At 60.9% G+C, this 25,527-nt stretch carries 21 protein-coding genes and 1 pseudogene; 17 read left to right on the top strand and 5 right to left on the bottom strand.

What is annotated here, in order from left to right; translation table 11 throughout:
* Positions 1–5 precede the first annotated feature (5 nt).
* The 4 genes and pseudogenes from NKJ13_RS22975 (at position 6) to NKJ13_RS22960 (ending at position 2,797) form a co-directional block, all read left to right on the top strand.
* On the top strand, positions 6–854 hold the full coding sequence (locus NKJ13_RS22975; protein ID WP_352778403.1) for a sugar phosphate isomerase/epimerase family protein: 849 nt from the start codon (positions 6–8) through the stop codon (positions 852–854).
* A 27-nt stretch (positions 855–881) separates the two neighbouring features.
* Positions 882–1,327 (top strand): annotated as a pseudogene (locus tag NKJ13_RS22970) (alpha/beta fold hydrolase); the annotation flags it as partial.
* 84 nt (positions 1,328–1,411) lie between these two features.
* Positions 1,412–2,128, top strand: coding sequence for a pentapeptide repeat-containing protein (locus NKJ13_RS22965; RefSeq protein ID WP_352778400.1), 717 nt, complete (start codon positions 1,412–1,414; stop codon positions 2,126–2,128).
* 75 nt (positions 2,129–2,203) lie between these two features.
* On the top strand, positions 2,204–2,797 hold the full coding sequence (locus tag NKJ13_RS22960) for a recombinase family protein (protein ID WP_352778398.1): 594 nt from the start codon (positions 2,204–2,206) through the stop codon (positions 2,795–2,797).
* 966 nt (positions 2,798–3,763) lie between these two features.
* Here NKJ13_RS22960 and NKJ13_RS22955 read toward each other — a convergent pair.
* Together NKJ13_RS22955 and NKJ13_RS22950 are read right to left on the bottom strand one after the other, a co-directional pair.
* Positions 3,764–4,144 carry a RidA family protein gene (locus tag NKJ13_RS22955; protein WP_352778396.1) on the bottom strand — a complete coding sequence of 127 codons (381 nt, stop codon included), beginning with the start codon at positions 4,142–4,144 and terminating at the stop codon, positions 3,764–3,766.
* Positions 4,145–4,432: 288 nt separating this feature from the next.
* Entirely contained in the window at positions 4,433–5,095 is a 663-nt protein-coding gene (locus NKJ13_RS22950; protein WP_352778394.1) for a GntR family transcriptional regulator, read from the bottom strand.
* A 139-nt stretch (positions 5,096–5,234) separates the two neighbouring features.
* Between NKJ13_RS22950 and NKJ13_RS22945 the strand changes: the two genes are divergently transcribed.
* The 10 genes from NKJ13_RS22945 to NKJ13_RS22900 all read left to right on the top strand — a co-directional run bounded on the left by NKJ13_RS22945 (position 5,235) and on the right by NKJ13_RS22900 (position 17,457).
* Positions 5,235–5,822 (top strand): amino acid synthesis family protein, encoded by a 588-nt coding sequence (locus tag NKJ13_RS22945; protein WP_352778392.1) that lies wholly within the window; start codon positions 5,235–5,237, stop codon positions 5,820–5,822.
* Positions 5,815–7,623: an alpha/beta fold hydrolase gene (locus NKJ13_RS22940; RefSeq protein WP_352778390.1), complete on the top strand. Its 1,809-nt coding sequence runs from the start codon at positions 5,815–5,817 to the stop codon at positions 7,621–7,623. The genes NKJ13_RS22945 and NKJ13_RS22940 overlap by 8 nt, the downstream gene beginning before the upstream one ends.
* A gap of 5 nt (positions 7,624–7,628) precedes the next feature.
* Complete coding sequence (locus tag NKJ13_RS22935) at positions 7,629–8,681, top strand: LLM class flavin-dependent oxidoreductase (RefSeq protein WP_352778388.1); 1,053 nt, start codon at positions 7,629–7,631, stop codon at positions 8,679–8,681.
* Positions 8,678–10,153 (top strand): aldehyde dehydrogenase, encoded by a 1,476-nt coding sequence (locus NKJ13_RS22930; RefSeq protein WP_352778386.1) that lies wholly within the window; start codon positions 8,678–8,680, stop codon positions 10,151–10,153. The genes NKJ13_RS22935 and NKJ13_RS22930 overlap by 4 nt, the downstream gene beginning before the upstream one ends.
* A gap of 65 nt (positions 10,154–10,218) precedes the next feature.
* Positions 10,219–11,223 (top strand): ABC transporter substrate-binding protein, encoded by a 1,005-nt coding sequence (locus tag NKJ13_RS22925; protein ID WP_352778384.1) that lies wholly within the window; start codon positions 10,219–10,221, stop codon positions 11,221–11,223.
* Positions 11,224–11,291: 68 nt separating this feature from the next.
* A complete protein-coding gene (locus NKJ13_RS22920; RefSeq protein ID WP_502901934.1) occupies positions 11,292–12,152 on the top strand; it encodes an ABC transporter permease in 861 nt (286 codons plus the stop codon).
* A gap of 1 nt (position 12,153) precedes the next feature.
* The gene (locus NKJ13_RS22915; RefSeq protein ID WP_352778382.1) at positions 12,154–12,954 is read left to right on the top strand and encodes an ABC transporter permease; all 801 of its coding nucleotides are present in this window, start codon (positions 12,154–12,156) and stop codon (positions 12,952–12,954) included.
* Positions 12,951–14,030, top strand: coding sequence for an ABC transporter ATP-binding protein (locus tag NKJ13_RS22910; RefSeq protein WP_352778380.1), 1,080 nt, complete (start codon positions 12,951–12,953; stop codon positions 14,028–14,030). Before NKJ13_RS22915 ends, NKJ13_RS22910 begins: the two co-directional genes overlap by 4 nt.
* A gap of 164 nt (positions 14,031–14,194) precedes the next feature.
* The gene (locus NKJ13_RS22905) at positions 14,195–14,422 is read left to right on the top strand and encodes a hypothetical protein (RefSeq protein ID WP_352778378.1); all 228 of its coding nucleotides are present in this window, start codon (positions 14,195–14,197) and stop codon (positions 14,420–14,422) included.
* Between the two features lie 800 nt (positions 14,423–15,222).
* Positions 15,223–17,457 carry an adenylate/guanylate cyclase domain-containing protein gene (locus NKJ13_RS22900; RefSeq protein ID WP_352778376.1) on the top strand — a complete coding sequence of 745 codons (2,235 nt, stop codon included), beginning with the start codon at positions 15,223–15,225 and terminating at the stop codon, positions 17,455–17,457.
* Positions 17,458–17,751: 294 nt separating this feature from the next.
* Here the strand turns inward: NKJ13_RS22900 and NKJ13_RS22895 are convergent, their stop codons facing one another.
* Together NKJ13_RS22895 and NKJ13_RS22890 are read right to left on the bottom strand one after the other, a co-directional pair.
* A complete protein-coding gene (locus tag NKJ13_RS22895; protein ID WP_502901936.1) occupies positions 17,752–18,219 on the bottom strand; it encodes a recombinase family protein in 468 nt (155 codons plus the stop codon).
* Positions 18,220–18,806: 587 nt separating this feature from the next.
* Positions 18,807–19,694 carry an AraC family transcriptional regulator gene (locus NKJ13_RS22890; RefSeq protein WP_352778374.1) on the bottom strand — a complete coding sequence of 296 codons (888 nt, stop codon included), beginning with the start codon at positions 19,692–19,694 and terminating at the stop codon, positions 18,807–18,809.
* Between the two features lie 132 nt (positions 19,695–19,826).
* Between NKJ13_RS22890 and NKJ13_RS22885 the strand changes: the two genes are divergently transcribed.
* From NKJ13_RS22885 to NKJ13_RS22875, 3 genes are all read left to right on the top strand, one after another.
* Positions 19,827–20,594, top strand: a complete 768-nt coding sequence (locus NKJ13_RS22885; RefSeq protein ID WP_352778372.1) for an SDR family NAD(P)-dependent oxidoreductase — start codon at positions 19,827–19,829, stop codon at positions 20,592–20,594.
* Between the two features lie 60 nt (positions 20,595–20,654).
* Positions 20,655–21,434: an alpha/beta fold hydrolase gene (locus NKJ13_RS22880; RefSeq protein ID WP_113173661.1), complete on the top strand. Its 780-nt coding sequence runs from the start codon at positions 20,655–20,657 to the stop codon at positions 21,432–21,434.
* A 635-nt stretch (positions 21,435–22,069) separates the two neighbouring features.
* Positions 22,070–23,833 (top strand): adenylate/guanylate cyclase domain-containing protein, encoded by a 1,764-nt coding sequence (locus tag NKJ13_RS22875; protein ID WP_352778370.1) that lies wholly within the window; start codon positions 22,070–22,072, stop codon positions 23,831–23,833.
* 82 nt (positions 23,834–23,915) lie between these two features.
* On the opposite strand, the gene NKJ13_RS22870 is transcribed toward NKJ13_RS22875, so the two are convergent.
* Positions 23,916–24,863 carry an IS481 family transposase gene (locus NKJ13_RS22870; RefSeq protein ID WP_352778368.1) on the bottom strand — a complete coding sequence of 316 codons (948 nt, stop codon included), beginning with the start codon at positions 24,861–24,863 and terminating at the stop codon, positions 23,916–23,918.
* Positions 24,864–25,527: the final 664 nt, after the last annotated feature.

Raw genomic sequence — 25,527 nt, 5'->3', positions numbered from 1 at the left:
GTTAGATGCATGGTTTTGGGGTCCACACCTCGATGTGGACGATGAACTGGGATCGGGCCGGCGCAGCGAAGGCGATCGCCGCTTCTGTCAAATACGGCATGGACTTTATCGAGATCGCGCTACTGAACGCGCCGGCGGTCGATGCCGCGCATACGCGCGCCTTGCTCGAAAAGCACAATCTTCCAGCTGTTTGTTCGCTTGGCCTGCCGGAGCGGGCCTGGGCCTCGGTGCGGCCGGATGCCGCTATCGAACATCTCGAAGTGGCGATCGACAAGACTGCAGAGATGGGCGCGCTGGCGCTTTCCGGCGTGATTTTCGGCGGTATTGGCGAACGCACCGGCCTGCCCCCCACCGAAAAGGAATACGACAACATCGCGCATGTGCTGACGGTCGCCGCCAAGCACGCCAAGATCCGGGGCATAGAGCTCGGAATCGAGGCGGTGAATCGCTACGAGAACCACCTTATAAATACTGGCGCGCAGGCCGTCTGGATGCTCGAGAAAGTCGGCGCCGACAACATCTTTGTTCATCTCGACACCTACCACATGAACATCGAGGAGAAAGGGGCCGCCAATGGTATTCTGGCCGCTCGCGATCACCTGAAGTATATTCACTTGTCAGAGAGCGATCGCGGCACCCCGGGCACCGGCAACTGCCCCTGGGACGAGATCTACGCAACGCTCGCGGCGATCGGCTTCAAGGGCGGACTTGCCATGGAAAGCTTCATCAACATGCCGCCGGAAGTCTCCTACGGCCTCTCGGTCTGGCGGCCAGTCGCGAAGGACGAGGCCGAAGTGATGGGCAATGGCTTGCCATTCCTGCGCAACAAGGCTCGCCAATACGGTCTGATCTGACCCAATGGATGACGGGCTGGAGGCGGAGGGCGCCTTGCGAAAGGCAGCCGCGGGCCCGACTATCCGTTCGCCCTGACCGCCGCGCAATACGATCTGTGGAAGCAACGGCTGCTCGCCAGCTGGGGTGGCCCGGCGGAAATCGAAACTTTCGGCTCGAGCCTGGCCGCAGACCGCCAGGCCCAGATCTGGTGGGCTGGGTTGCTGAGGGCAGCCTCCAGTCCCGGCGCGGTCGCGGGCCTACTGGAAGCGCTGCGTGATGCCGATGTCCGTCATCTCCTTGCAAAGTTTCGGTAAGGACGATGGTTCTGCATCGTTCCGGCGACCGCGCCGTTCGCATCGAAGCCGGGCGCTTCCTCGCGGCCAACATCCCAGGCGCGAAGTTCATTGAGGTCGCCGGTAACGATCATTGGTTCTGGGTCGGCGGCCAACAGCCGCTGCTTAAAAGCATTGGCGCGTTTGTACGATGTAGCTGATCGCTCAGCCAAAACGCAGTCGCTTTCGAGTGTCAGCAGATGTGGTAACGTTGATTGTCGGCGAGTGGTAGAGGTCCAGCAACAATGACTTTGAGACGAACCAGAGCTTACGGCCCATCCGGCTTGGTTCTAGCGGTTTGCACTGTGTTTGCTTGGCAGAACGCCACTGCCGCTCAAAATTGCGACGCAGCCGCGACGCCTGGCGTCAATTGGCAGGACTGTGACAAAAAGCTTCTCATCCTAGAAGGACAGGACCTGAGCGGGGCGAACCTGTTCGGTGTTGATTTCACTTCGACCGACCTCAGGAACAGCAATCTCGTTGCCGCAAATCTTGAGAAGGCAACGCTTGTGCGTGCTTCCCTGGCCGACTCGACCGCCAAAGGCGCCCGGTTCGACAGAATCGAGGCCTACAGGACCGACTTCAGCCGTATGGACGCGCAGGGCGCTGTGTTTGCGAGCGCGGAAATGCAGCGCTCGAATTTCCAGGGCGCCAATCTGACCAATGTTGATTTCACAAAGGCAGAATTGGGGCGTGCGCAGTTCCATGACGCCGATATCAGCGGCAGCCGCTTCTCGTTTGCCAATCTCGCACGGGCGGACTTCCGAGGAGCGACGTTCACCGCGCCGATAGACTTTGACCGCGCCTTTTTCTTGCTGACCCGTATCGAGGGCGTCGATCTTTCCAATTCGGCGGGTCTGTCCCAGTGGCAGCTCAACATGGCTTGCGGAGACGCCCGGACCGAGTTGCCTTCTGGCTTGACGAGGCCTGAAGATTGGCCCTGTCAATTCCAGCAGGAATAGTTGTCGGCAAGCCTGCGATGATCCTGAGACTCGCCGCTCGTTCATCGGAGAGGCTATTGGACATTGGAGAGCGGGATGCAGGTCCGCTACGCACGAACTTCAACAGAAGAGCAGGTCGCGGAACTGGAGGCCCAAATACGTGACCTCAAAGCCGCTGGGTTGCGAGGAGGTCTTTTCAGAGCAGGTATCAGCCCTGGGGATCGGCAGGAACTCGATCGTATGCTCAAGTTCCTGCGCACTGGCGATACGCTGATGGTCACCAAGATCGATCGCTTGGCGCGTAATACGCGGACCCTTGGTGATATTGTCGATGGCCTGCATGGACGTGGTGTAGGTCTGAAGGTCTTACAGTTCGGCAAGGAGGTGCTGGACACGACCGGGGCGTACGGTCGGCTGATGCTGAACATGTTCGCTGCTCTCGCGGAGTTCGAGCGGGGCCTAATAAAAGAGCGACAGAAGGCATCGCGAAGGCGAGGGCAGACAAGAAATACAAAGGGCGGAAGCCCACGGCGCGAGCAAAGGCCGGTGAAGCAGTCGTTGGGTATCAGCAACAGAAGTCCGTGTCAGAAATCGCCGCATCCCTGGGCATCGTTGCGGTTCCGAATTTCATATTATCCAAAAATTGGATTTCGTTTTACTCTCACCTGTATGGATCTGGCAGCAATGTGAGGTTGGATGAGGCGGCGTTTGGCAACACCGGGTGGCCGCACCCACAAGGGACATGGAGTCGCGGCGATCATGCTGCCGTTTGTCGCGGCTGGCCCGGTACTAGGCTTCTCGGCTATTACCTCGAGCTGCCGATTGTGTTCTGGATCGGCGTGATCTCGGCAATTGCGAACCTCTGTTTGGACCTCGCATCGGGGGTTATGAACTTTCCCTTGATACCGTTGGTGTTGATCGTGATCTGCGTGGGCATTCTTTCACCGTGGTGGTATGGCGCCGCCATCGGCGTCTTGGCATGGTCAGTGTTGGGCGGTTCGGCATGCTGCTGGCCAGAAAGTAAGCCGGGCCGTGGGCTGGTCAGTCGGAATCTGACGTCCGGCTCTTCTCTACAGATGGACCGGAAATGCTTCGCGCCCCTTCGTTTAACCGTGAAAGCTGCATCGATGCCTCGCTTCACTCCTGAGCAAAGGATCAGACTGGCCAAGGCCACAAAATTCGGGCGGAGAATGGCAAGGGTCTCACCTCGGAGCAAAGAGACCAACGTTTATCGCTCGGGGCATAACCTGCTCGCGTTGAACGCTATGGAGAGCGCAAGAACCATTCGAAGCCCTCGGCAGATGGACTCGCAAGCATATTCGATCAAGCTGCAGAGCTAGCCTGGTCGGAGGACGTGCGCGAGGAGCTCGGCTACTTATGATACACTTAACCGACGTGTTCGAGGGATGGAGCATTCGACAGCCGAATGACACCTGAATGGACGGCCAAGCTTTCGTGATGGGCAGGGTCAATGCGCACCTTGGCGGAGGGAGTCGGGGCGACCTGGGAGCCGCCAAGACCAGCGGGTTCACTCTCCCTTGTCGGATTTGTTGGTCGTAGCCTGATGGAGGAGTAGAGGAACCGGTTCGAATGTATGCCTTCGGCCTGCCTGGTAGTGACAGTGGTTCCGTGTCCGCTTCGCGCCTCATTGCGGACTTATCCCTCGGCGATCATCGCGACCGAAATCTTGAGCCCGGGCACCTTTACTGGGAGCTTTGCACCCTGGCGCGCCGGAGGGTTGGCGGGAAACCACCTCAGCCATTCCTCATTCATGCCGGCAAAGTCCTCCTCCTCAGCGAGGATGACCGTAGCACTCACTGCCTTGTTCAGGCTGGTGCCGGCCGCCTCCAAGATCGCGGTAATGTTGCGAAGTGCTTGGGCGGTCTGCTCTTGGATAGTCGTCCCCACGAGCTTGCCCGTCTCCGGCGAGTATGGGGCGGTGCCAGACACGAATACCAAGCCGCCAGCCTTCACAGCGTGGCTGAAGTACGGAGATGCTTTGGGCAGGGTCTCAGACGAGATAATCGTGGGTGACATGTATTCCTCCGGGGTCGATTGGAGCGACAAGGCTACTGTTCAATGCCGTAATGTCCACTTCGTGAGCAGAGCGCGAATGGCCGTGATGGGCCAAGAGCCGCCATCGTGTGAGCGGAGCGCCAATGACCAGAATGCGGTCGATAGCTGAACGTCAGCTTTCTCAGTATCTCAGCCAGAACCGGACAGTCCGCAACCGGCCCCCAAAACTGCCAGTCAGCAACGCCCCATGTCGGCCGTACAGTTCGATTTTGCGCTTGCACGATGTCGCTTTCGGAGCGCCGTTAAGGATCAGGCCAGTCTCTCACGGGCGATCCTCCAAGCGGATTCGACATGCCGCCGCGCCGCCGCTTCCGCATCCTCAGGCTTGCGTGCCCTGATTGCATCCATAATCTCGTTCATTTCGGCGATTGCCGCCTCGCGCCGGTTCGCCGAGGCGATCGTCATCGAACGCAGTTGGTTGATGCGCACGTTGAGGCCGCTTACGATCTCCCAGGCGACACGCTTGTCCGCGGCCTCAAACAGCGCTTCGTAGAACTTCGTCGTTGCGCGCATGACCGCCGGCGGCTTGCCGGACGCCCAGGCTTCGAAGAGCTCGCCGAGAGCATGCTCCAATACCGCCAGTTGCGCTTCGGTTGCCGACAGTGCGCAGGCGCGTGCCGCGATCCCTTCCAGCAAGGCCCTGAGCTCGTAGATCTCGTCGGTTCGGCCGAGATCTGGCTTCGCCACAGCCGGCCCGTGCCCGGGTATCATCTGCACAAGGCCTTCGGCCTCCAGTTGCCGCAGCACCTCGCGCACGACCGACCGGCTGACCCCGAGCTGATCGCATAACGGCCGCTCGACTAGCCTTTCGCCGGGCTGGAAATGAAAATCCATGATCGCCTCGCGCATGCGCTCCAACGCCAGCGTCCTCAACGTCTTGGCGGAGCGGTCGATGCGAAGCGTGTCAGCCATTTTTCCTCAATCCCTAAGCCTCGTGACAAAAACAGATTCCATGACCGATTGACAAGGCGCGCGGCACTCCATAGCATGGTATACCATAAGACGATACGGAAATCGATGTAGCCGCGAGCGGCTCCTTCCCGAGGATTTCATGCAGCCGACCATCCGCAAGATCGTAACCTATACCGAGAACACGCTGATCGAGGGCGGCAAGACGGCCTCGCGGCCCTTGCGCCTGATCGGCGTCGCCGCTGTGCTCACCAACCCATGGGCAGGCCGCGACTTCGTCGAGGATCTCTCTCCCGAAATCCGCGCCTTCGCGCCGGTGCTCGGCCAAGCGCTAACCAACGAGATCATCGGCGTGGCGGGTTCGGGCGAAGCGATCGAAGGCTACGGCAAGGCCGCGATCTGCGGCACGTCGGGCGAGGTCGAGCATGCCTCGGCACTCATCCACACGCTGCATTTCGGCAATCACTATCGCCGCGCCGTCGGCGCCAAGACCTATCTCGCCTTCACCAATCTGCGCGGCGGCCCGAACACGCCGATCATGATCCCGCTGATGGACAAGAACGACGAAGGCCGCCGCTCGCATTACCTCACGGTGCATTTCCAGATCGGCGACGCGCCGGCTCCCGACGAACTGGTCGTGGCGCTCGGCGCATCGATCGGCGGCCGCCCGCACCACCGCATCGGTGACCGCTACCAAGACCTGAAGGAGCTCGGAGACCTGCATGGCTGACGCCGCGACGATCCGCAGCAAGGCTCCCGACGGCACCGGCTTCATTCGGATCGGTTCGGGCGCGCCGGTCCTGCTCATCCACGGCGTCGGCATGAATGCCGAGATCTGGCAGCCGCAGCTCGCAGCGATGCAGGACCGCTTCGACGTGATCGCCATCGACATGCTGGGCCATGGCTCTTCGCCCCTGCCGCCGGAGAATGCCCAGCTGTCGGACTTCGCCGATCAGGCGATCCGCCTGCTTGATCATCTTGGCCTGGACCACGTGGCCGCTGTCGGCCACTCGATGGGCGCGCTGGTGGCACAGGAACTCGCGCTCCGCGCGCCCGCTCGCATCGGCGCCCTCGTCTGTCTCAACGCCGTTTTCCGTCGCCCGCCCGAGCTCGCGCAGGCAGTGCGCGAACGGGCGGCCGCGCTTGGCGGACCCGGCGATCCGTCGGCCATCGCCGCCACGATCGCCCGCTGGTTCGGCAATCCGATTCCGCCAGCTCTTTCAGACGCGGCCGCAACAGCGCGTTCAGCACTCGAAAGCGTCGATGCCGACGGCTATGCCCGCACCTATCGCCTCTTTGCCAGCGCCGACACCGCGCACGCCGATCGTCTGGCCGACCTTGCCGCACCCGCGCTGTTCATGACCGGTTCGGAGGATCGCAACTCGACTCCCGCCATGTCGGCGGCGATGGCGCGGCTCGCTCCGGCTGGGCGATGTGTCGTGCTGAGCGGCGAAAAACACATGATGACAATCGCTTCGCCGCAAAAAGTGACTCAACGCATAACGGACTTTCTCGACGAGGCGTCGAGTGCATCCGCAGGCGCCGAAGCCAAGCCGGGATTCGATGCCATGGAGTTCCGTCGAGCGTTGGGCTCCTTCCTGACGGGAGTGACCATCGTCACCACGATAGACGAGGCCGGCGATGCGCGCGGCTTCACCGCCAATTCCTTTACTTCCGTTTCGCTCGAGCCGCCGCTGGTGCTGGTCTGCATTGCCAAGAAGGCGCTGGGACATCACGCCTTCTCGACTTCGAGAGGCTTTGCCATCAACATCCTGTCGGAAGCCCAGAAAGCCGCGTCCGGCATTTTTGCTTCCAAGGCCGCGGACAAGTTCGCCTCGGTTGCTTGGCAACCTGGACAGACCGGCAATCCGCTGATCGGGGGATCGGTCGCGGTGTTCGATTGCTGCATGGAGCAGTTGGTCGATGCTGGCGACCATTCGATCCTCATTGGTCGCGTCCATGATTTTAGCCACAACGGTGCACAGCCTCTTGGGTACTGCCGGGGCGCCTATGTGACGCCGGGCCTCAGCCAGGAGGCGCTGGCGGCTACCGCTCCGCCCGGAACCGAGGTCGGCGCCATCCTTGAGAACGAAGGCCGCGTGCTCTTCTTCGAGACCGCCGAGGGATCCTACCAATTGCCGGCCGGTCGCGGCCTCGGTGCCGCGAACGACCCCCGCAGCCTCAGAGGAAAACTTGCCGCCAAGGTCATCGATGCCGAGCTCGGCTTCCTCTACGCGGTGTGGGACGACGCGACGGACACTGCCCGCACGCACGTCTATTATCGTGGGACGGTGGACGCCCCCGTCTATGCCGACGGCCAGATCCACTTTGTCGAGATCGAACGCATCGCCGAATTGAAGGTCGCCGACCCGGCAGTGCGTTCGATGCTGGTCCGCTATGCGCGTGAGCGCGCCGAAGACTCGTTCGGCGTGTATGTCGGCAACGAAGTCGAAGGCGAGGTCCGGCCGCTCGCAAAGCCGGCGCCGTCGGCGCCAATCCCTTCCGGCCCAATCCATTCAGGCCAGCGGTGAGACCGATGAAATTTTCGCTTTTCGTCCACATGGAACGCACGGATCTCGGCAAGCCACATTCCGAACTTGTGGCGGAATTGGGGGAACTCGTCGCGCTCGCGGAGCAAGCGGGCTTCGAGACGGCCTGGATCGGCGAGCATCACGGCATGGAATTCACCATCTCGCCGAACCCGTTCATCAACATCGCCTATCTCGCAGGCAAGACGACAACCATCCGCCTCGGCACCGGCACCATCATCGCGCCCTTCTGGCACCCGATCAAACTCGCCGGCGAGGCGGCGATGGCCGACGTCATCTCCGGCGGCAGGTTGGATGTCGGCATTGCGCGCGGCGCCTACAGCTACGAATACCAGCGTCTCTTCCCGGGGCTCGATGCCTGGGGCGCCGGCCAGCGCATGCGCGAGATCATACCGGCGATCCGCGATCTCTGGGACGGCGACTACGAGCATTCCGGGGAGTTCTGGCAGTTTCCGCCAACCACCTCTTCGCCCAAGCCGGTGCAAAAGCCCTATCCGCCAATCTGGGTGGCCGCGCGCGACCCGAACTCGCATGATTTCGCCGTCGCTAACAAATGCAATGTCCAGGTGACGCCGCTTGCCTCCGGCGATGGCGAGGTGGCGAGCCTGATGGAACGCTTCAACGCCGCCTGCGCGGCTCATCCCGACATTGCGCGACCGGAAATCATGCTCCTGATGCACACCTTCGTCGCCGAGGACGAGGCCGATGCCGGTCGGCTGACGCAGGACCTGTCACAGTTCTACTGCCAGTTCGGCGCCTGGTTTCAGAACAAGAAGCCGGTGCGCCAGGGCATTCTCGAGCCGCTAACCGAGGAGGAGATCGAGGCCATGCCGCAATACGGCCCGGACAAGATCCGCGAAAACCTCGTCATCGGCGAGGCCGACGCGGTGATCGCGAGGCTGAAGACCTATGAGGCGCAGGGCTACGACCAGTACTCCATCTGGATCGACAGCGGCCTGTCGCATGAGCGCAAGAAGAAATCGCTGCAGCTCTTCATCGACAAGGTGATGCCGGCGTTCCAGAAGGCAGACTCGCGATGAGCAACGCGGTCTTCAGGAACTACATAGACGGGGCGTTCGTCGATGCCTTGGCAAGCTTCGACAGCATCGATCCTTCGACGGGCAAGGCTTGGGCGACAATGCCCGCCGCCAGCATTGCCGATGTCGACCGCGCCGTCGAGGCAGCTCATCGCGCGCTGCGTTCCGGTCCATGGGCCGCGATGACCGCGACCCAGCGCGGCAAGCTGCTTGTCAGGCTCGGTGACCTCGTCGCCGCCAATGTCGGGCGGCTGGCCGAGCTGGAGACACGCGACACCGGCAAGATCATCCGCGAGACGCGCGCGCAGATCGCCTATGTTGGCGACTATTACCGCTACTATGGCGGGCTGGCCGACAAGCACGAAGGCGCTTTCATACCGATCGACAAGGCCGACATGGAGGTGACGGTCCGGCCTGAGCCGATCGGCGTCGTCGCCGCGATCGTGCCATGGAATTCGCAGCTTTTCCTGTCGGCGGTCAAGCTCGGCCCGGCGCTGGCTGCCGGCTGCACCATCGTTCTCAAGGCTTCCGAGGACGGCCCGGCACCGCTGCTCGCTTTCGCCGAATTGGTTAGCGAAGCCGGCTTTCCAGCCGGCGCTGTCAACATCCTGACCGGCTTCGGTCACAACTGTGGGCATCGCCTGACCAGCCACCCGCTCGTCGCCCGTGTCGCTTTCACCGGTGGCCCGTCGACCGCCCGTCAGATCGTCGCCAACACGGCCGAGAACCTCGCCTACACCACGCTCGAGCTTGGCGGCAAAAGCCCAATCGTCGTCTTCGCCGACGCAGATCTCGACAGCGCCGCCAACGCCGTCGTCGCCGGCATTTTCGCCGCGACAGGCCAGAGCTGCGTGGCCGGCTCGCGCCTGCTGGTCGAGCGCTCGGTGAAGGAGGAATTCCTCGCGCGTCTGAAGCGCAAGGCCGAAGCCATTGTGATCGGCGATCCGCAGGATCCCGCCACCGAGATGGGGCCGCTGGCGACTGTTCGCCAGCGCGAGCGCATCGAGGCGATCCTCGCCGTAAGCCTCGCCAATGGCGGTCGGCTGGTCACCGGCGGCGCACGTCCCCAGGGCAAGACAGACGGCTTCTACTATGCGCCGACCATCATCGAGGCGCCCGATCAGGATCTCGCCTGCGTGCGGGAGGAACTGTTCGGCCCGGTGCTGAGCGTTGTCGCCTTCGACAGCGAGGCTGAGGGCCTGGCGCTCGCCAATGACACCCGTTTCGGTCTCGCCTCAGGCGTCTTCACCTCGAATCTCGCCAAGGCGCATCGCATGGCGCGCGGTATCCACGCCGGCGTCGTCTGGATCAACACCTATCGTGTCGTCTCGCCACTGGTTCCTTTCGGCGGCTACGGCCTGTCCGGCCTCGGCCGCGAAGGCGGCCTCGACGCCATACGCGATTACACGCGCTCGAAATCGGTGTGGATCCGCACCTCGGACGAGCCGATCCCCGATCCCTTCGTCATGCGCTGAGGCGGCATGGCGAGAGGCCCAGAAGAACAAGAAACGGAACCAACCAATCAGAGGAGAACAACAACATGAAACTGATTTTTGCCGGCATGCTTGCCGGGTTGATGGCAACCACGGCCGCCAAGGCCGATGAAATGGTCTTCACCAGTTGGGGCGGGACGACCCAGGAAGCCCAGACCAAGTCCTGGGCCGAGCCCTTCAGCGCTTCGTCCGGCATCAAGGTTTTGCAAGACGGCCCAACCGACTACGGCAAGCTGAAGGCCATGGTCGACGCCAAGAACGTCACCTGGGATGTCGTCGACGTCGAGATGGATTTCGCCATCAAGGCGGCCAAGGACGGCCTGCTCGAGCCGATCGACTTCGCCGCCGTGCCGAAGGCCGATCTCGACCCGCGCTTCTCGAACGAGAACGCCGTCGGCAGCTTCTATTATTCGTTCGTTCTCGCCTGGAACAAAGGCGCGGTCTCCGGCGAGCCAGCCAGCTGGGCCGACATGTTCAACACCAAGAAATTTCCGGGCAAGCGCACCTTCTACAAATGGTCGGCGCCCGGCGTCATCGAGATCGCGCTGCTCGCCGATGGCGTGCCGGCCGACATGCTCTATCCGCTCGACCTCGACCGCGCCTTCAAGAAGCTCGACACCATCAAGTCGGACATCGTCTGGTGGGGTGGCGGCGCAGAGTCCCAGCAGTTGATCGCCTCCGGTGAGGCGACCTTCGGCCAGCTCTGGAACGGCCGCGTCTTCGCGCTTGAGAAAGACGGCGCCGATGTTGGCGTGTCGTGGAACCAGAACCTGACCGCCGCCGACGTCCTGGTCGTACCGAAGGGCGCCAAGAACAAGGACGCGGCGATGAAGTTCCTCGCCGCGGCAAGCAGCCCGACCGGCCAGGCGAAATTCGCCGAGGCGAGCGGCTACGCGCCGATCAACAGGAAGGCCAAGGCCGAGATGCCCGCCGACGTGGTCAAGGGCTTGCCCGACGCCCATGTTGACGGCCAGATCAATCTCGACATGAACTACTGGGCCGAGCACCGCGACGAGATCGCCACGCGCTGGTACGCGTGGCAGGCAAAGTAAGCGCCGCCTTTTCATGATCAGCATCGGGACGGCCCGGGCCGTCCCGATCCGCACTTCGGGATACCGCCATGTCGGTGGAAGCACAGCAAGGGATCGCAACGCGGCGCATGCCGGCAGGCTTCGGCGGCCTGCTGCCGGCGCTGATCCTGATCGGCCTTTTCTTCGTCGTGCCGGTGCTGGCGCTGTTGCTGCGCAGCGTCACCGAACCTGCCTTCGGCCTGCAGAATTACACGACCCTTCTCGGCGATGGCACTTACGCGCGCGTGTTCTTCAACACCTTCCTCGTCGCCGCCGTCGTCACCATCGTCACCGTGCTTGTCGCCTTCCCAGTTGCCTGGATGCTGGCGATCATGCCGGCCACGCTGGCATCGATCCTGTTCGGCATCATCATCCTGTCGATGTGGACGAACCTTTTGACCCGCACCTATGCCTGGATGGTGCTTCTGCAGCGCACCGGCGTCATCAACAGGGCATTGATCGGCGCCGGCATCATCGACCAGCCGCTGCCACTCATCAACAATCTCACCGGCGTCACCATCGGCATGGTCTACATTATGCTGCCGTTCATGATCCTGCCGCTGGTCGGCACATTGCGGGCGATCGACCCGATGACGCTGCGCGCCGCAGCCCTTTGCGGCGCGAGCCCGCTCGCCGCCTTCCGGCGCATCCTGTTGCCGCTGTCGATGCCCGGCATCGCCGCGGGCGGGCTGATGGTCTTTGTCATGTCGCTCGGCTATTTCGTGACGCCCGCGTTGCTTGGCGGCACGTCAAACATGATGCTCGCCGAAATGATCGCGCAGATGATCCAGTCGCTGCTCAACTGGGGACTGGGTAGCGCTGCCGCCTTTATGCTGCTCGTTGTCACCATGGCGCTCTACGCGCTGCAGCTGCGCCTTGTCGGCGCAAGACGCACGACCGGAGGCGCTTGAGATGCTGCTCGACTATGACCGCCTCGGCTGGCTGAAGGTCGCGCTCCTTGCCCTCACGGCATTGGTCGCAGCCTTCCTGCTGCTGCCTGTGGTCTTCATCGTGCTTCTCTCCTTCGGCTCGTCGCGCTGGCTGGCCTTTCCGCCCCCCGGCTGGACGCTGAAATGGTATCACGAGCTGTTCGCCGACCCGTCCTGGATCGAAGCGGCCCTCACCAGCGCGCGCATCGCCACGATGACGGCGATCCTCGCCGTCGCCATCGGCCTGCTCGCCTCCTTCGCGCTGGTTCACGGCCAGTTCCGCGGCCGAGAAATCCTGCGCGGGCTGCTACTCACGCCGATGGTCCTGCCCGTCGTCGTTTTCGCCATCGCCACCTACGCCTTCTTCCTGCGGCTTGGCCTCGGCGGCACCACCATCGGCTTCGTCGTCGCCCACACCGTATTGGCGCTGCCCTTCGCCATCATTCCGATCGCCACCGCGCTCGAAGGTTTCGACAAGTCGATCGAGGATGCGGCGATCGTTTGTGGCGCGAGCCCGCTGCAGGCCAGGCTGCGTATCACTCTGCCGTCGATCCGCATCGGTATCTTCTCCGCCGCGATCTTTTCCTTTCTAGCGTCCTGGGACGAGGTGGTCGTCGCGATCTTCATGGCGAGCCCCACTTTGCAGACATTGCCGGTTAAGATCTGGGGGAGCCTCCGTTCGGACCTCACGCCTGTGATCGCCGCCGCCTCCAGCCTGCTGGTCGCGCTCACGCTGGCCCTGATGATCGTGACGGCACTCTTGCGCCGAAAGCTGCAGACATGACCCAAGCCTTTCTCTCGATCCGCAAATTGCGCAAGGCGTTCGGCGCCTTCACCGCCGTTCACGATGTGACGCTGGAGATTCCGAAGGGCGAATTCCTGACCTTCCTCGGGCCGTCCGGTTCCGGCAAGTCGACCACGCTCTATGCCATTGCCGGCTTCCAGGATCCGACCTCCGGCGACGTGCTGCTGCAGGGCAAGTCGCTGCTTTCAGTGCCTTCGCACAAGCGCAACATCGGCATGGTCTTTCAGCGCTACACACTGTTCCCGCATCTCAGCGTCGCCGAAAACGTCGCCTTCCCGCTCCGCGTCCGCCGCCGGCCCGAGGCCGAGGTCAAGCGCAAGGTCGCCGACATGCTCTCGCTGGTGCGGCTGGAAGGCTTCGCCGGGCGTCTGCCCGCGGCACTTTCGGGCGGTCAGCAGCAGCGCGTCGCGCTTGCCCGCGCGCTGGCCTATGATCCGCCGATCCTGCTGATGGACGAACCGCTGTCGGCGCTGGATAAGAAACTGCGCGAGGAGATACAGGCCGAGATCCGCCGCATCCACCGCGAGACCGGCGTCACAATCCTCTACGTCACGCATGACCAGGAGGAAGCGCTGCATCTGTCGGACCGGATCGCGCTCTTCCGGGATGGCCGTATCGAACAGATCGGCACCGGCGAGGACCTTTACCTGAGGCCCGCCACCGATTTCGTCGCCGGTTTCATAGGCAACTCGAATTTCTTGCCGGCCGAGCATCTCGACACCGAGAGCGGCACAGCTAGCGTGCGGCTGGCCGACGGCTCGATCATCAAGGGCGTGAAGGCCACGCATGTGTTCCATCGCGGCCAGAAGGCCAGGCTGATGGTGCGGCCTGAAGCATTCCGGCTGACCCCCTTACCAGGGAACGCCTCACTTGTCGTTGAGATCGTCGACGCGGCCTTCTTTGGCGATCGCCGACGCGTCGTCGCGCGCACCGCGTCAGGCGATGAGATCGACGTCAGGCCGACCTCGGACGGTGCGGAACCGTGCCGTGCCGGTATCGCTTTGAGCCGGCAGATCTTTTTCGATCCCGCTTCGGCATTCCTGTTTCCGGCCTGACGGCCCCCGACTGCTCACCACGTCGATGCCTTGTTGAGGCCTAGAATAAAGGACCGCTTTTTAAATCTGCAGCGTGAAGCTGCCTGTCCGCTTGCGGCCCCCACGCACGATCCGATCGACACGCTTGGCAAGGCGACCCGGCACAACATGCTCGTCAAGGCTGAATGCAGCTGTCGCAACGTTCGCTACTGCCGTTCGGCCGATCTGATGATGGTTTACGCGGCGGCGCCGATCCCCTGAAGCTCAAATTCGACTGCAGCCGCTGCAAGCCCACGGTGAAGATCACCCTGCTTGAGGTGCATCCGGAACACCTGCCCAAGCGCCTGGTGATCCACAAGCCGATGAAGGTCGACGGGAAGATCCGTTGGACCACCGAGCGGTTCCGCGGATAATGGCATGCCCATAATCACCTTCTGCATCTGGAAGCTGCAGAAGTCAGTGCTCAGATTATAGTTTTGCCCACTATGGCGATTGCAATCACTTCTTATACCCTGACTGGGTGCGGGCTCACGGGTACAGCGAGCGGGAGGCGGTCCAGGCGTATCGCAATTGTGAAACGGCCAGCCTTAATCGACTCAACGCTTGCAAGAGCCGCTGTAAGTAGCTGTAAAGGGGTTGAGTTTCAGGCAGCGGGACCATTCTTGGAGCTGCAGCCTGATCTAACCGGGCCATGGCGTCGGAAATTCCACAACGCCGGCCCAAATGGGTGGTCCTTTGGCGCATGGCCAAATAGAGTCGCTCTTTCAATTAATGAGCTAGGCCCGCAAGTTAAGCGCATTGAGGTATACTTCAACGCGCTCTGGCTCAGAATAGGGCAAGCGGATAGCCCCATAGGCTGCGTCAGAAATACCCCGCAGCAACCGCCATGGTCGTGGTGGTAGCGAAACTGCCTATCGTGGGACGGTGGAAACATCAGACGCAAAACAGTCGCTTTAATCCGGACTTTTACGAAAACCAGGCGGCCGGAATCGACGCGAAGCGGCAGGTCGCTTGCTCCGGGTCACTTCACCGCCATGACCCAAACGAGCCATTCCGGCGGGCAAGCTCTAATGTCTCGAATGTGGTGACTACGACATTGGTTACACCTCGCCGTATCAGCGGTCCATCAAACGTGCGGAAGAAGGGATTTGCTGGTGAGGTCGGTTTCCTTTCAGAACAACCAATACTATGATCCGCTGGGGCAAGGCCGACAATGGATCGCAAGCTTTCCGCGATTTTAGCCGCAGATGTAGTGGGCTATTCGGCTCTGATGGAGCGCGATGAGGCCGGTACATTCGAACGCCTTCGTGCCGGGCGCAAAGAACTGTTCGAACCCGAAATTGCTCGCCACCACGGCCATATCTTCAAGCTGATGGGCGATGGGATGCTGTCCGAATTCGGCAGTGTCGTCGATGCCGTCGAATGTGCAGTGTCGCTGCAGCGCGGCCTGTCCGAGCGCAACGCCTCGCTTCCCGAAGCGGAACAGATTCAGGTGCGGATCGGTATCAACCTCGGCGAGGTGATCGTTGACGGCGACGACCGGTATGGCGATGGGGTCAACATCGCGGCCAGACTTCAGCAGATGGCGGAGCCAGGCGGCATCTGCGTCTCGGGAAAAGTGGCCAAGGAGGTCGAGAGGAAGCTGGCGTTCACGTTTGAGTCAATGGGCGAACAGAGGGTCAAGAATATCACCGAACCAGTTCGGACCTATCGCGTACTGCTCAATCCAGCGGCAGCGGGCAAGGCCCTCCATGCTCACCGCCAGCCGCGCGCCTGGCGTTTTCCGGCCGCGGCGGGAATTCTCGTCCTGGCTCTCGGCCTCGCAGCAGCATGGTGGCAGCGATGGGAGAGGCCTGCACAGCCTGCCGTTCCAACCGTCAGCGAGACAGCCGACGCTCGGCCCTCGCTAGTCGTCCTGCCCTTCGACAATCTCAGCGACGACAAGGAACAAGAATATCTCGCCAACGGCTTCACTGAGGATCTGACGACCGCACTGGCGCGTGTGCCGGGTCTTTTCGTCTTCTCCCCCAACGCGGCCTCCGCTTACAAGGACAAGGACCCGAAGCCGGAGGAGATAGCGGCGGCATTGGGCGTCCGGTACCTGCTGAAAGGCTCGATTCGCCGCGTCGGCGACGACATGCGCATCAATGCGCAGCTAATCGATGGCGGGACTTCCAGACATCTCTGGGCGGAGCGTTTCGACGGCCGGTGGGCAGACGTATTCGCGCTGCAGGACGGCGTTGTCAGCAGCATCGCGGGTGCGCTCCAGCTCCGCCTGGTGAGCGGCGCGCCGGCTACCCGGGCCGGAGGCACCAGTAATCCCGAGGCCTATGAGGCCTATCTCAAGGGGATGGACATCTACAACCGTATCAACACGCCCGAGGAGTTTGCGCAGGCTGTGAAGTATTTCCAGCAAGCCGTGCAACTCGACCCCGATTTCGGCGCGGCGTACGCCCAGCTCGCCTGGGCCTACTGGGACGCGGATGTCGGTCGGGTCGTAGTAATGGGGCTTACGACCGACGTGGCCCAGGGCAAGATCTATGAAACCCTGGAAGCGGCGGCCAGGGATCCTTCGCCGGGCTACTATCAGCTCGTCGCCGAGTTGATGGTCCGCGAGCACGACTCGGACGACGCAGTTACCGTTCTTCTGAAGTCGGTGGCGCTCGATCCCAGCGATACTTGGAATTATCTCTCGCTGGCCAATGCTCTGAATTTCAACGGCAGGCCGAAGGAAGTGCTTAGCTATCTCGATGCGGCTGCGCGCGTCGACCCAAACTCGTGGATGGACTACAGGCGCTACCAAGCCGGACTGGCCGAGTTCGGCCAGGAGAAGTTTGAGGACGCGGTTCGCTCTATCGAGAAGATGGACCTTATATCGGCCGATCCACGGGCGAAATTTTATGCCCTGCAGGTCCTTATTTCGGCTTATGGGCATCTTGGGCGCACAGACCAGGCCGCGCCGGCTTTGGAAACGCTTAGGAAGGTTGTTGGGCGGGTGGACAGGGGGCCGAGCCAGTTGATGACCCAGGATTACATGGTGTTCAAGAATACGGCCGATATCGAACGCCTTTTGGCCGGGCTGACCAAGGCAGGTGTGCCAGAGCTGCCGGCATTGGCAAAGGCAGGCATGAATCCGAAGGACCGGCTCACAGGGGCGGAAATAAGGTCTCTAATGTTCGGCCACGAAACGCGCGGAAAATTGGTAATGCCCACGTTCCTGCCGATGCAGCGCACAACCTCGGTCGACGGCGCCGTCAGCGAGACCGTTGGCCAGAGGAGCCGCTCAGGAACCTCCTGGGTGCAAGGCAATTTCCTGTGCAATGCCTTTCCCAGAGAGCTGACAAGCTGTGGAGCAATTTATCGCAATGTGTTCAGGACGCCGGGGCGCGACGACGAATACAAGGCCGTTTACCGCGGGCACCAGTTCGAGTTTTCGGTCGTCAAGTGAGCTCCCAAATGCCGCAAGGCCGTAAGTCTGCTTGCCGAGTAGACGCGACGTTGTTGGCATAACTGCAAACGTCGACAATTGGCGCTTCTTTCTCGTTCCGTTCGAGGGAAGCTACGGAAGAAGACCACCTCTCGCGACCCTCCCTTGTCGCGAAAACTCCCGATCAAAGCGACGGCTTTGCAACTGACTTTTGCACAGTCGCAGAACTCAACTTTTGCGACAACATTTCCTGATTCCCGATTTCCTTCTGATGTCGAGCCCAGACGCGCTTCACCTGCGCTTCGCTGCAGCCGGTCAGCTTCGCCGTCCTGCTGATACTGTTGCCGCCAGACCGGAAGACAATAATGAAATAATGCGTTCGTGTGTCACCAGGTCAGCTTGGCGTCCGGCATATTTCCCGCCCGCCTTTGCCAATTCGATGCCTTGCCTCTGGCGTTCGCGACGATCCTCGAAGTCGTCTCGAGCCATTTGCAGGGCGAGCTTCAGCAACATTTCCTGAATGGACTCGAGCACGATCTTGGCAACGCCGTCGGCGCTGGCCGCGATGTCGCTAAGATCCACCAAACCAGGTACGGCAAGACGAGCACCCTTATTGCGAATTGTTTCGATCAGCTTTGCAGCTTCAGGCAAAGGCAGCCGACTGATGCGGTCTATCTTCTCCGCAACGACAACCTCCCCCGGCTGAAGATCCGCGATGAGACGAAGCAGCTCCGGCCGGTCGGCGCGAGCGCCGGATGCCTTCTCGCGGTAGACGCCGGCGATGTAGTATCCGGCATCCCTCGCCTCAGCGACGATCGATCCCTGGCGATCAAGATCCTACCCTTGCGTACTGACCCGCAGATAAACACGAGCAACGTGCATATCCCCCTCCTGCTCGGCTCATTTATATATATCCTATCTGGCTACGTGCGCGACGGCGGTCAGCGTTGCTTGTCTTGCTCAGTGGCCTACAGGGATGAAACTACCTGCCATTGGCTCCCGAAACTCGCTTCCGCTTCTCGCCAGAGGAGAACTTCGGCCCGCCCCCTTTGTGCACTGTGCGCTTCAGCTGTGGCCCGTTGCAGGCCTTCCCAAGCGACGGCTCCACGGAAAATCTTGACCCGTTAGAGATCTGCGTTGCGAATGGCAGCAATGCGCCGATAGTGTTGAGAAAGTCCGGAGCGCGGCAAAACAAGTGCCGACGATAGAACCCCATTTCAAGGCAAGGACTTTTCCGGAATCAGGATTCACGACCGGCGTCTTGACTGAACGCTATTCTACGCAAACGTCCCAAAAGATCAGTCGCGGACTTTTTCAACACTATCCGCCAAGAGCGGTCGTGCGCCGTTTCAGCGTGCGCGCTGAAGCAGTCAGGCCGACAGAAGCTTTCCGATGTCTCGGCGTGGCGGAGCCCCGAACAGCCGGGCATATTCCCGGCTGAACTGTGAGGGGCTGGCATAGCCCACCTCAAAGGCGACCGCTTCCGCCGACATTTCGCGCGACAGCATCAGCCGGCGCGCCTCCATCAGGCGGATTTGCTTTTGAAACTGCACCGGTGTCATCGCGGTCATTGCCTTGAACTGACGATGGAAGGCTGTCGGGCTCAGGCCGGCGAGTGCGGCAAGATCATCGACGCGCACCTGCTTGTCGAAATTGCCCCGCAATGCGTGGATCGCTTCGACCAGACGCCGGTTTCGCTCCGCGCCGACGACCATGCGGGCGAAGACAGCGCCATGTGGCCCGGCCAGCAGGCGGTAGCAGAGTTCGCGCTTGACGCCGGGATAGAGCAGCGGGATTGCCTGCGGCTCGCCAAGCAGGCTGACGGCGCGCGCGGCGCAGCCGAGGATCGCCTCGTTGAGCTCCATAACGAAGGCGGCATGCTCGTCGGAGGCCGGAGTGGGCGGTGCCTCCATGCTTTCATAGACTTCGCGTAGGATTGCCTGGTCGAGTTCGATGACGGCGCTGAGATAGGGCGCATCCGGCGCGCCGTGCACCACCTGGCTTGCACCCGGCATCTCGACGCTGACGACCATGGCCTGGCTGGTGCGATAATGGAGCCTCCGTTCGCCGAACGTCGTCCATTTCGCGCCCTGCACCACGATGCAGAGCGCCGGCCGGTGGATCAGGTGGTTCGGATGCCGCTCGGAGAAGGATCGCAGCAATGCCAGCCCGTCGATCGCGGTGAAATAGGGGCTCTTGTTTCCATGAGCCGCAAACGCGGCGACGACAGCATCACGCAACATCGAAAGAGTGCTCAATCGGATTCCCCGCAAATCTGGAATTACAAACTAACGCCGGAGGCAGGATCAGGCAAGAAAGAAGCCGGTTCCGGCATGTTCGCCCGTGCTTCGCCCTCTTATGTTCACCGTCATCAACAAAGGAGAACGGCGATGACACAGAATTCCGAACGCAAAATCGCAATCGTCACCGGCGGCAGCCGCGGGCTGGGCCGCAACACCGTGCTCAACCTCGCCAGACGTGGTGTCGACTCAATCCTCACCTACAATTCCAGCAGGGCGGAAGCCGAAAAGGTCGTGGCCCTGGTTGCTGAAGCCGACGCCAAAGCCATTGCCCTCAAGCTCGACACCGGCGACGCCCACGGTTTCGACCCTTTCGTCGACGCCGTAAAGCAGGCGCTTGCCGATCTGGGCGCCGAGCGCTTCGACTACCTCGTCAACAATGCCGGAACCTCGCACCACAACAGCATCGAGGCGACGACGGAAGATGAACTGGACATGCTTTACAATGTGCACTTCAAAGGCGTTTTCTTCTTGACGCAGAAGCTCTTGCCGCTGATCAATGACGGGGGCCGGATCGTCAACCTGTCGAGCGGCCTGACTCGCATCATCGTTCCTGGCAGTGCTCCTTACGGTGCGATGAAGGGAGCGGTCGAGGTGCTGACCCGGTACATGGCAAAGGAGCTGGGACCGCGTCGCATCGCCGTCAATGTCGTCGCGCCTGGCGCCATCCAGACCGACTTTAGCGGCGGTATGGTGCGCGACAATCCGGATCTGAACCAGCGTGTCGCCGAAATGACGGCGCTGGGCCGCGCCGGCCTGCCCGACGATATCGGTCCGATGATTGCCTCGCTGCTCTCTGCGGACAACCGCTGGGTCAATGCCCAACGCATCGAGGTCTCTGGCGGCATGTCAATCTGAGATGCCGCTCCGGACCGGGTTCAAATAATTCTACCGCTTCGCAAACGATGGAGATTCGTCATGATGATGAACAGACGCACATTTTCGAAAACTTTGCTCGTCGGTGCTGCCACGTCATTTGTTGCGACACATGCCGGCCTGGCCGCCACACACACGCCTCCAAAGGCGCGCAATGTCGTTCTCGTGCATGGACTTTTCGCCGACGGATCATGCTGGGCCGAGGTTATCGCCCGGCTGCAAGCGAAGGGCCTAAACTGCACGGCGGTCCAGAACCCGCTCACCACGCTGCCCGATGCCGTGGCGGCCGCCCGGCGCATCCTCGACCGGCAGGACGGTCCGACTGTCTTTGTCGGCCACTCCTTTTCGGGGATGATCCTCACCGAAGCAGGCGTACATCCGAACGTCTCTTCACTGGTTTATGTCGCTGCCCGAGCACCGGATGCAGGTGAGGACTATGCAGCTTTGGCAAAAACCTACCCGACACCACCCGCAACCGCGGGCATTGTCTTCGACGGCGACGAAGGACGGCTGACGGAAGAAGCGTTCCTGCGCGACTTCGGGGGCGATCTTCCCGAGGCCAGGGCGAGGGTTCTCTATGCCGTTCAACAACCATTCCAAAAGGCGTTGCTCACCGGCAAAACCTCAAACGCTGCTTGGCGTTCCAAGCCAAGCTACTACGCCGTTTCGACGCAAGATGGGACGATAAATCCAGACCTGCAGCGTTTCATGGCCAGACGCATGGGCGCTAAAGCCATCGAACTCAAATCCAGCCATCTGTCGCTCATTTCGCATCCAAATGAGATCACCAAGCTCATTCTGGAAGCTGCCGGGCAATCATGACATTGGATCCCCTGACGCCGCGCGAGCCGATATTCCGAGCCTGATCGCTGCCGGCAAGGCCAACGGGGAGATCGCCGAGGCACTCGGAAAAACGCCGGCCCGGATGGCCGCGAAGGATGACGAATTGCGGCGCGGCTAGAGTTGGAGTCGACAAACGAGAGCGGCATCGAGGAATACCTAGCCCAGAACGCACCGTTCATCGATGCCGTGGTAAGACCACCACCAAAGACCTTATGACGGCTCCGGGTCGGCAACGGCCATGGCCAGGCCGCCTGCAGGAAGCGCTGCTATTTGACCTTCCCGCTCCGAAACCTGCTGGTCTCTTCACGGCCCCAAACGTGAAGGGCCTGAGTGGTGGCTTCACGATGTCCTTAGTCGGCGCAAGGCGATGTAGCGAGCAATTGCATCGTTGGTCTTCATGGACAGGCTCGCTGACCAGGTTCGGGCAGGCAAAGCTAATAAGGCGCGGTCTTGGTTCACGTTCGGGTACATCGCGCCAAGCCTCCTTCGCGCCGGTAGCGTCCTAGTTTGAATTCCGGCGTATGACGACCCATACTCGAGTTTCCTGCTCGTGGACTCGGCCGGCGGTCGTCCGTACAATCCTTGTCCTGTTGTTCTTGAAGGCAATGCACTACATGCCCGAAGGACGCGTTCAACGCCGCCTCGCGGCCATCCTTGCCGCTGACGTGGCGGGATACACCCGGCTCATGGGCAGGGATGAGGTTGGCACGCTTGACGCATTGAAGGAAATCCGGGCCGGGTTGATCGACCCAAAGATCGCCGAGCACAAAGGCCGCATTTTCAAAACGACGGGCGATGGTGTCCTGGCGGAGTTTCCAAGTGTCGTGAACGCCGTGGCTTGTGCCGTTGCCATGCAGCGTGCCATGTCGGATCGCAACGCAGACTTGTCCGAGGACCGAAAGATACAATTCCGCATTGGGATCAACCTCGGCGACGTCATCGTCGAGGATGACGATCTGTTCGGTGACGGCGTGAACGTGGCGGCGAGGCTCGAAGGCATCGCTCCCGTTGGAGGTGTTATGGTTTCGGGCACAGTGCGAGATCACCTCGGAAACCGGCTTGACGTGCAATTCGACGACAACGGTGAGCAGATACTTAAAAACATTGAGCGACCCGTGCGAGCTTATGCGGTGCGTCTCGACGGTCCCGGAGCGAACACCACTTCGCCGACCTCGCTTTCTGATAAACCTTCCATCGCTTTGCTGCCGTTCGTCAATATGAGCGACGACCGTCAGCAGGACTACTTTGCGGATGGGATTACAGAGAACGTCATCACCGGATTGTCTCGGTTTCGCGATCTTTTCGTCATCGCGAGCAATTCGACGTTCGCCTACAAGGGCAAAGCCACCAAGATACAGGATGCCAGCCGGGAGCTGGGTGCCCGCTATATCTTGGAGGGCAGCGTACAGAGGTCGAAGGACCGTGTCCGGGTTACGGCCCAGCTCATTGACGGCAAGACTGGTCGGCACCTTTGGGCAGAGCGCTACGACCGAGGCATCGATGATATCTTTGCCGTGCAGGACGATGTCACCGAAAGAATAATTGGAAGTTTAGCCACAGCGCACGGAGGCCGACTGTTAAAGGCGTGGCAAGAGCGCCCGGAACTCGCGGGGACACGGAACTTTCAAGCGCTGGACTACTTCGTGCGAGGTATGGAGGCCATAGACCGTAATACCAAGGAGGGCAATCAGCACGCGCGCGAACTCTTCCTCAAGGCCGGGGAGCTTGATCCCAAATTTGGCAAGGCCTTTGCCAAGGTTGCCTGGACGCACATGATGGACGTAGTCGATGGATTCAGCGAGAACCCCGAGTCCTCGTTGGCTGATGCTTTGCGGTACGCCAATCTCGCGATTGAACGCGACGACGCGGATGCGTGGGGCCATTACGCACTCGCAGGACACTGCCTTTTTTGCGGGCAGTACGAACCTGCCATTGGAGCATTTCACCGCGCCTTTGATCTCAATCCCAATGATGCAGACATTCTCATGGACTATGGCTACTGCCTGAGTTGCGCGGGAAGAACCACCGAAGGCCTCGACGCAGCACAAAAGGCGTTGCGGCTTAATCCTCGCTATCCCGAGTGGTACGTTCAACAGCTCGGGCAGATTTATTACGACTCCCGACAATACCATGAAGCAGTCACGGCTTTGCGTAGCCTAAAGACAATCGACACGGTGTACCGCTGGCTCTATTTGGCAGCCAGTCATGCTGCATTGGGGAATATGATCGAAGCGAGGGAAGCCGTGGAGCGGATCAAGCAAATGGATCCATCAGCCACAATCGTTTCGAGAACCGGCCCCCAAATGACGCCTTACAAAAATCCCGGCGATCTCGAACACCTTCGCGAGAACTTGCGCAAGGCAGGCCTGCCAGAATGAGTGAAAGCGCGCGCTGGCCTTGAAGCACTGCAAATGGCGCAGGGATACGGCCGCGCCGAGACAGAATTGGCAATGCGGCAACCTAGGTGTTCAGTCCCGGCATTTGATGGATTGGATCAATGATGAATCGATCCGGGTCTGAAGTCCATCGTTTGCAGATGAACTCGTACGGTGTGAGGCCCTTCAGCGTCTTTAGCCTGCGGCCGAAATTGTAGGCGTCGATGAAGTCCTGAAGGTGGCGCTGCAGTTGTTCATGGCTGTCGTAGTGGAAGCGCTTGACGGTCGCGTCCTTGATGGTTCGGTTCATCCGTTCCACCTGTCCGTTTGTCCAGGGATGGTTGATCTTGGTGAGCCTGTGCTCGATGCCGTTCTCGTCGCAGACGCGATCGAAGATGTGGTGGAACGCGTATTTGTGACGGGCGTGGTTGGTGAACTGGATGCCGTTGTCGGTCAGCACCGTGTGGATAGGGTAGGGGACCGCCGCGATCAGATTGCGCAGGAACTGAGCTGACCATTTGCCTGCCTCCCGGTGGAGCTCGGCGTAGGCGAACTTGGATGTGCGCTCGATGGCTACGAACAGGCGCAGCTTGCCCTCGGCCGTTTGCACCTCGGCAATGTCGATGTGGAAGAAGCCGATCGGATAGGCTTTGAACTTCTTCTTGGGCGCCTTGTCGCCTTCGATCTCCGGCAGCCGGCTGATGCCGTGCCGCTGCAGGCAGCGATGCAATGAAGACCGCGACAGGTGAGGGATCGTCGGCTGAAGCGCATAGAGACAGTTATCGAGCGGCAACAATGTGTGCTTGCGGAAGGCGACGATAATTGCTTCCTCTTCCAGCGAGAGCACCGACGAATGCGGCTCTTTCGGCCCGGTCGCGAGGTCGGCGACCGAGTTGCGCTTCTTCCACTTGGCAACGGTCTTCTGGTTGATCCCGTAGCGCTTTGCCAGAGCCCTCAGGCTCTCTTGACCATTTTGTATCGCTCGACGGATCGCCTCTGTCGTCGTGGCGCTCCCGTGTAGAACCTGGCCCATAGCGCATCCCTCCATTCCTGCGAGAAGACTGCACCATCAAAGCCCGGGATCAAACACCGCTTCGACGAACAGGCGATTGTCGTGGCCGCTTCGCCCAGGATCCGCTGGCTTACCCAGACAATGCGGTTCCATCTTCGCCCACTGGGCGTCCGTCAGCACGAATCGTTCCATCCAAAGCTTGAATCACGATCAAGCCAGAATGGGAATCATGAATATCAACAGGCCCTAGAGCGAAGGAAATCGTGCGGATTGTGTGGGCCCTCAGGTGTGGAGTCTATCACGCCTCTTGGCTGCTATTGTGTTAGCTTCAGACCTTGGATCGCACCGCGCCGAACGTCCGCTATTTTTCTTCGGACGCCATAAGCCGACCTTCCCAATCCGGCCCCAATGCGGTCATTCTGGAGCATGGCTCCGAACGTTCGCAAACGAGGTTAGCTAGGTGGACTGTATGGCGTCACGGGAGCATACGGAACGATACGGGAAGATTTCTGATTTTTGCCCAGGAAAAAGTCAATAAAATCAACGATTTTAATACGCCCTCCGGGCCCACCATTGGCTCCTGGGTACGACCCGGAGACATGGGTAACAGAATGTACCTAAGACATGGGTGACAACCTCGTGCCGAACGGGTTGTCGATGGTCTGCAAGGTTCTCTGTTCCAGGT

The organism is Mesorhizobium sp. M0174 (assembly GCF_040322275.1).
Lineage (GTDB): Bacteria > Pseudomonadota > Alphaproteobacteria > Rhizobiales > Rhizobiaceae > Mesorhizobium.
Note: the sequence above shows the minus strand (reverse complement) of the source record. Positions and strands in the feature narration are given on the sequence as shown.

Coding starts and splice junctions, on each gene's coding strand:
- NKJ13_RS22975 (WP_352778403.1), top strand. CDS start 6: ATGCATGGTTTTGGGGTCCACACCTCGATGTGGACGATGAACTGGGAT.
- NKJ13_RS22905 (WP_352778378.1), top strand. CDS start 14,195: ATGCAGCTGTCGCAACGTTCGCTACTGCCGTTCGGCCGATCTGATGAT.
- NKJ13_RS22925 (WP_352778384.1), top strand. CDS start 10,219: ATGAAACTGATTTTTGCCGGCATGCTTGCCGGGTTGATGGCAACCACG.
- NKJ13_RS22950 (WP_352778394.1), bottom strand. CDS start 5,095: ATGGCTGACACGCTTCGCATCGACCGCTCCGCCAAGACGTTGAGGACG.
- NKJ13_RS22880 (WP_113173661.1), top strand. CDS start 20,655: ATGATGATGAACAGACGCACATTTTCGAAAACTTTGCTCGTCGGTGCT.
- NKJ13_RS22960 (WP_352778398.1), top strand. CDS start 2,204: ATGCAGGTCCGCTACGCACGAACTTCAACAGAAGAGCAGGTCGCGGAA.
- NKJ13_RS22940 (WP_352778390.1), top strand. CDS start 5,815: ATGGCTGACGCCGCGACGATCCGCAGCAAGGCTCCCGACGGCACCGGC.
- NKJ13_RS22930 (WP_352778386.1), top strand. CDS start 8,678: ATGAGCAACGCGGTCTTCAGGAACTACATAGACGGGGCGTTCGTCGAT.
- NKJ13_RS22945 (WP_352778392.1), top strand. CDS start 5,235: ATGCAGCCGACCATCCGCAAGATCGTAACCTATACCGAGAACACGCTG.
- NKJ13_RS22955 (WP_352778396.1), bottom strand. CDS start 4,144: ATGTCACCCACGATTATCTCGTCTGAGACCCTGCCCAAAGCATCTCCG.
- NKJ13_RS22915 (WP_352778382.1), top strand. CDS start 12,154: ATGCTGCTCGACTATGACCGCCTCGGCTGGCTGAAGGTCGCGCTCCTT.
- NKJ13_RS22920 (WP_502901934.1), top strand. CDS start 11,292: ATGTCGGTGGAAGCACAGCAAGGGATCGCAACGCGGCGCATGCCGGCA.
- NKJ13_RS22900 (WP_352778376.1), top strand. CDS start 15,223: ATGGATCGCAAGCTTTCCGCGATTTTAGCCGCAGATGTAGTGGGCTAT.
- NKJ13_RS22965 (WP_352778400.1), top strand. CDS start 1,412: ATGACTTTGAGACGAACCAGAGCTTACGGCCCATCCGGCTTGGTTCTA.
- NKJ13_RS22910 (WP_352778380.1), top strand. CDS start 12,951: ATGACCCAAGCCTTTCTCTCGATCCGCAAATTGCGCAAGGCGTTCGGC.
- NKJ13_RS22875 (WP_352778370.1), top strand. CDS start 22,070: ATGCCCGAAGGACGCGTTCAACGCCGCCTCGCGGCCATCCTTGCCGCT.
- NKJ13_RS22885 (WP_352778372.1), top strand. CDS start 19,827: ATGACACAGAATTCCGAACGCAAAATCGCAATCGTCACCGGCGGCAGC.
- NKJ13_RS22870 (WP_352778368.1), bottom strand. CDS start 24,863: ATGGGCCAGGTTCTACACGGGAGCGCCACGACGACAGAGGCGATCCGT.
- NKJ13_RS22935 (WP_352778388.1), top strand. CDS start 7,629: ATGAAATTTTCGCTTTTCGTCCACATGGAACGCACGGATCTCGGCAAG.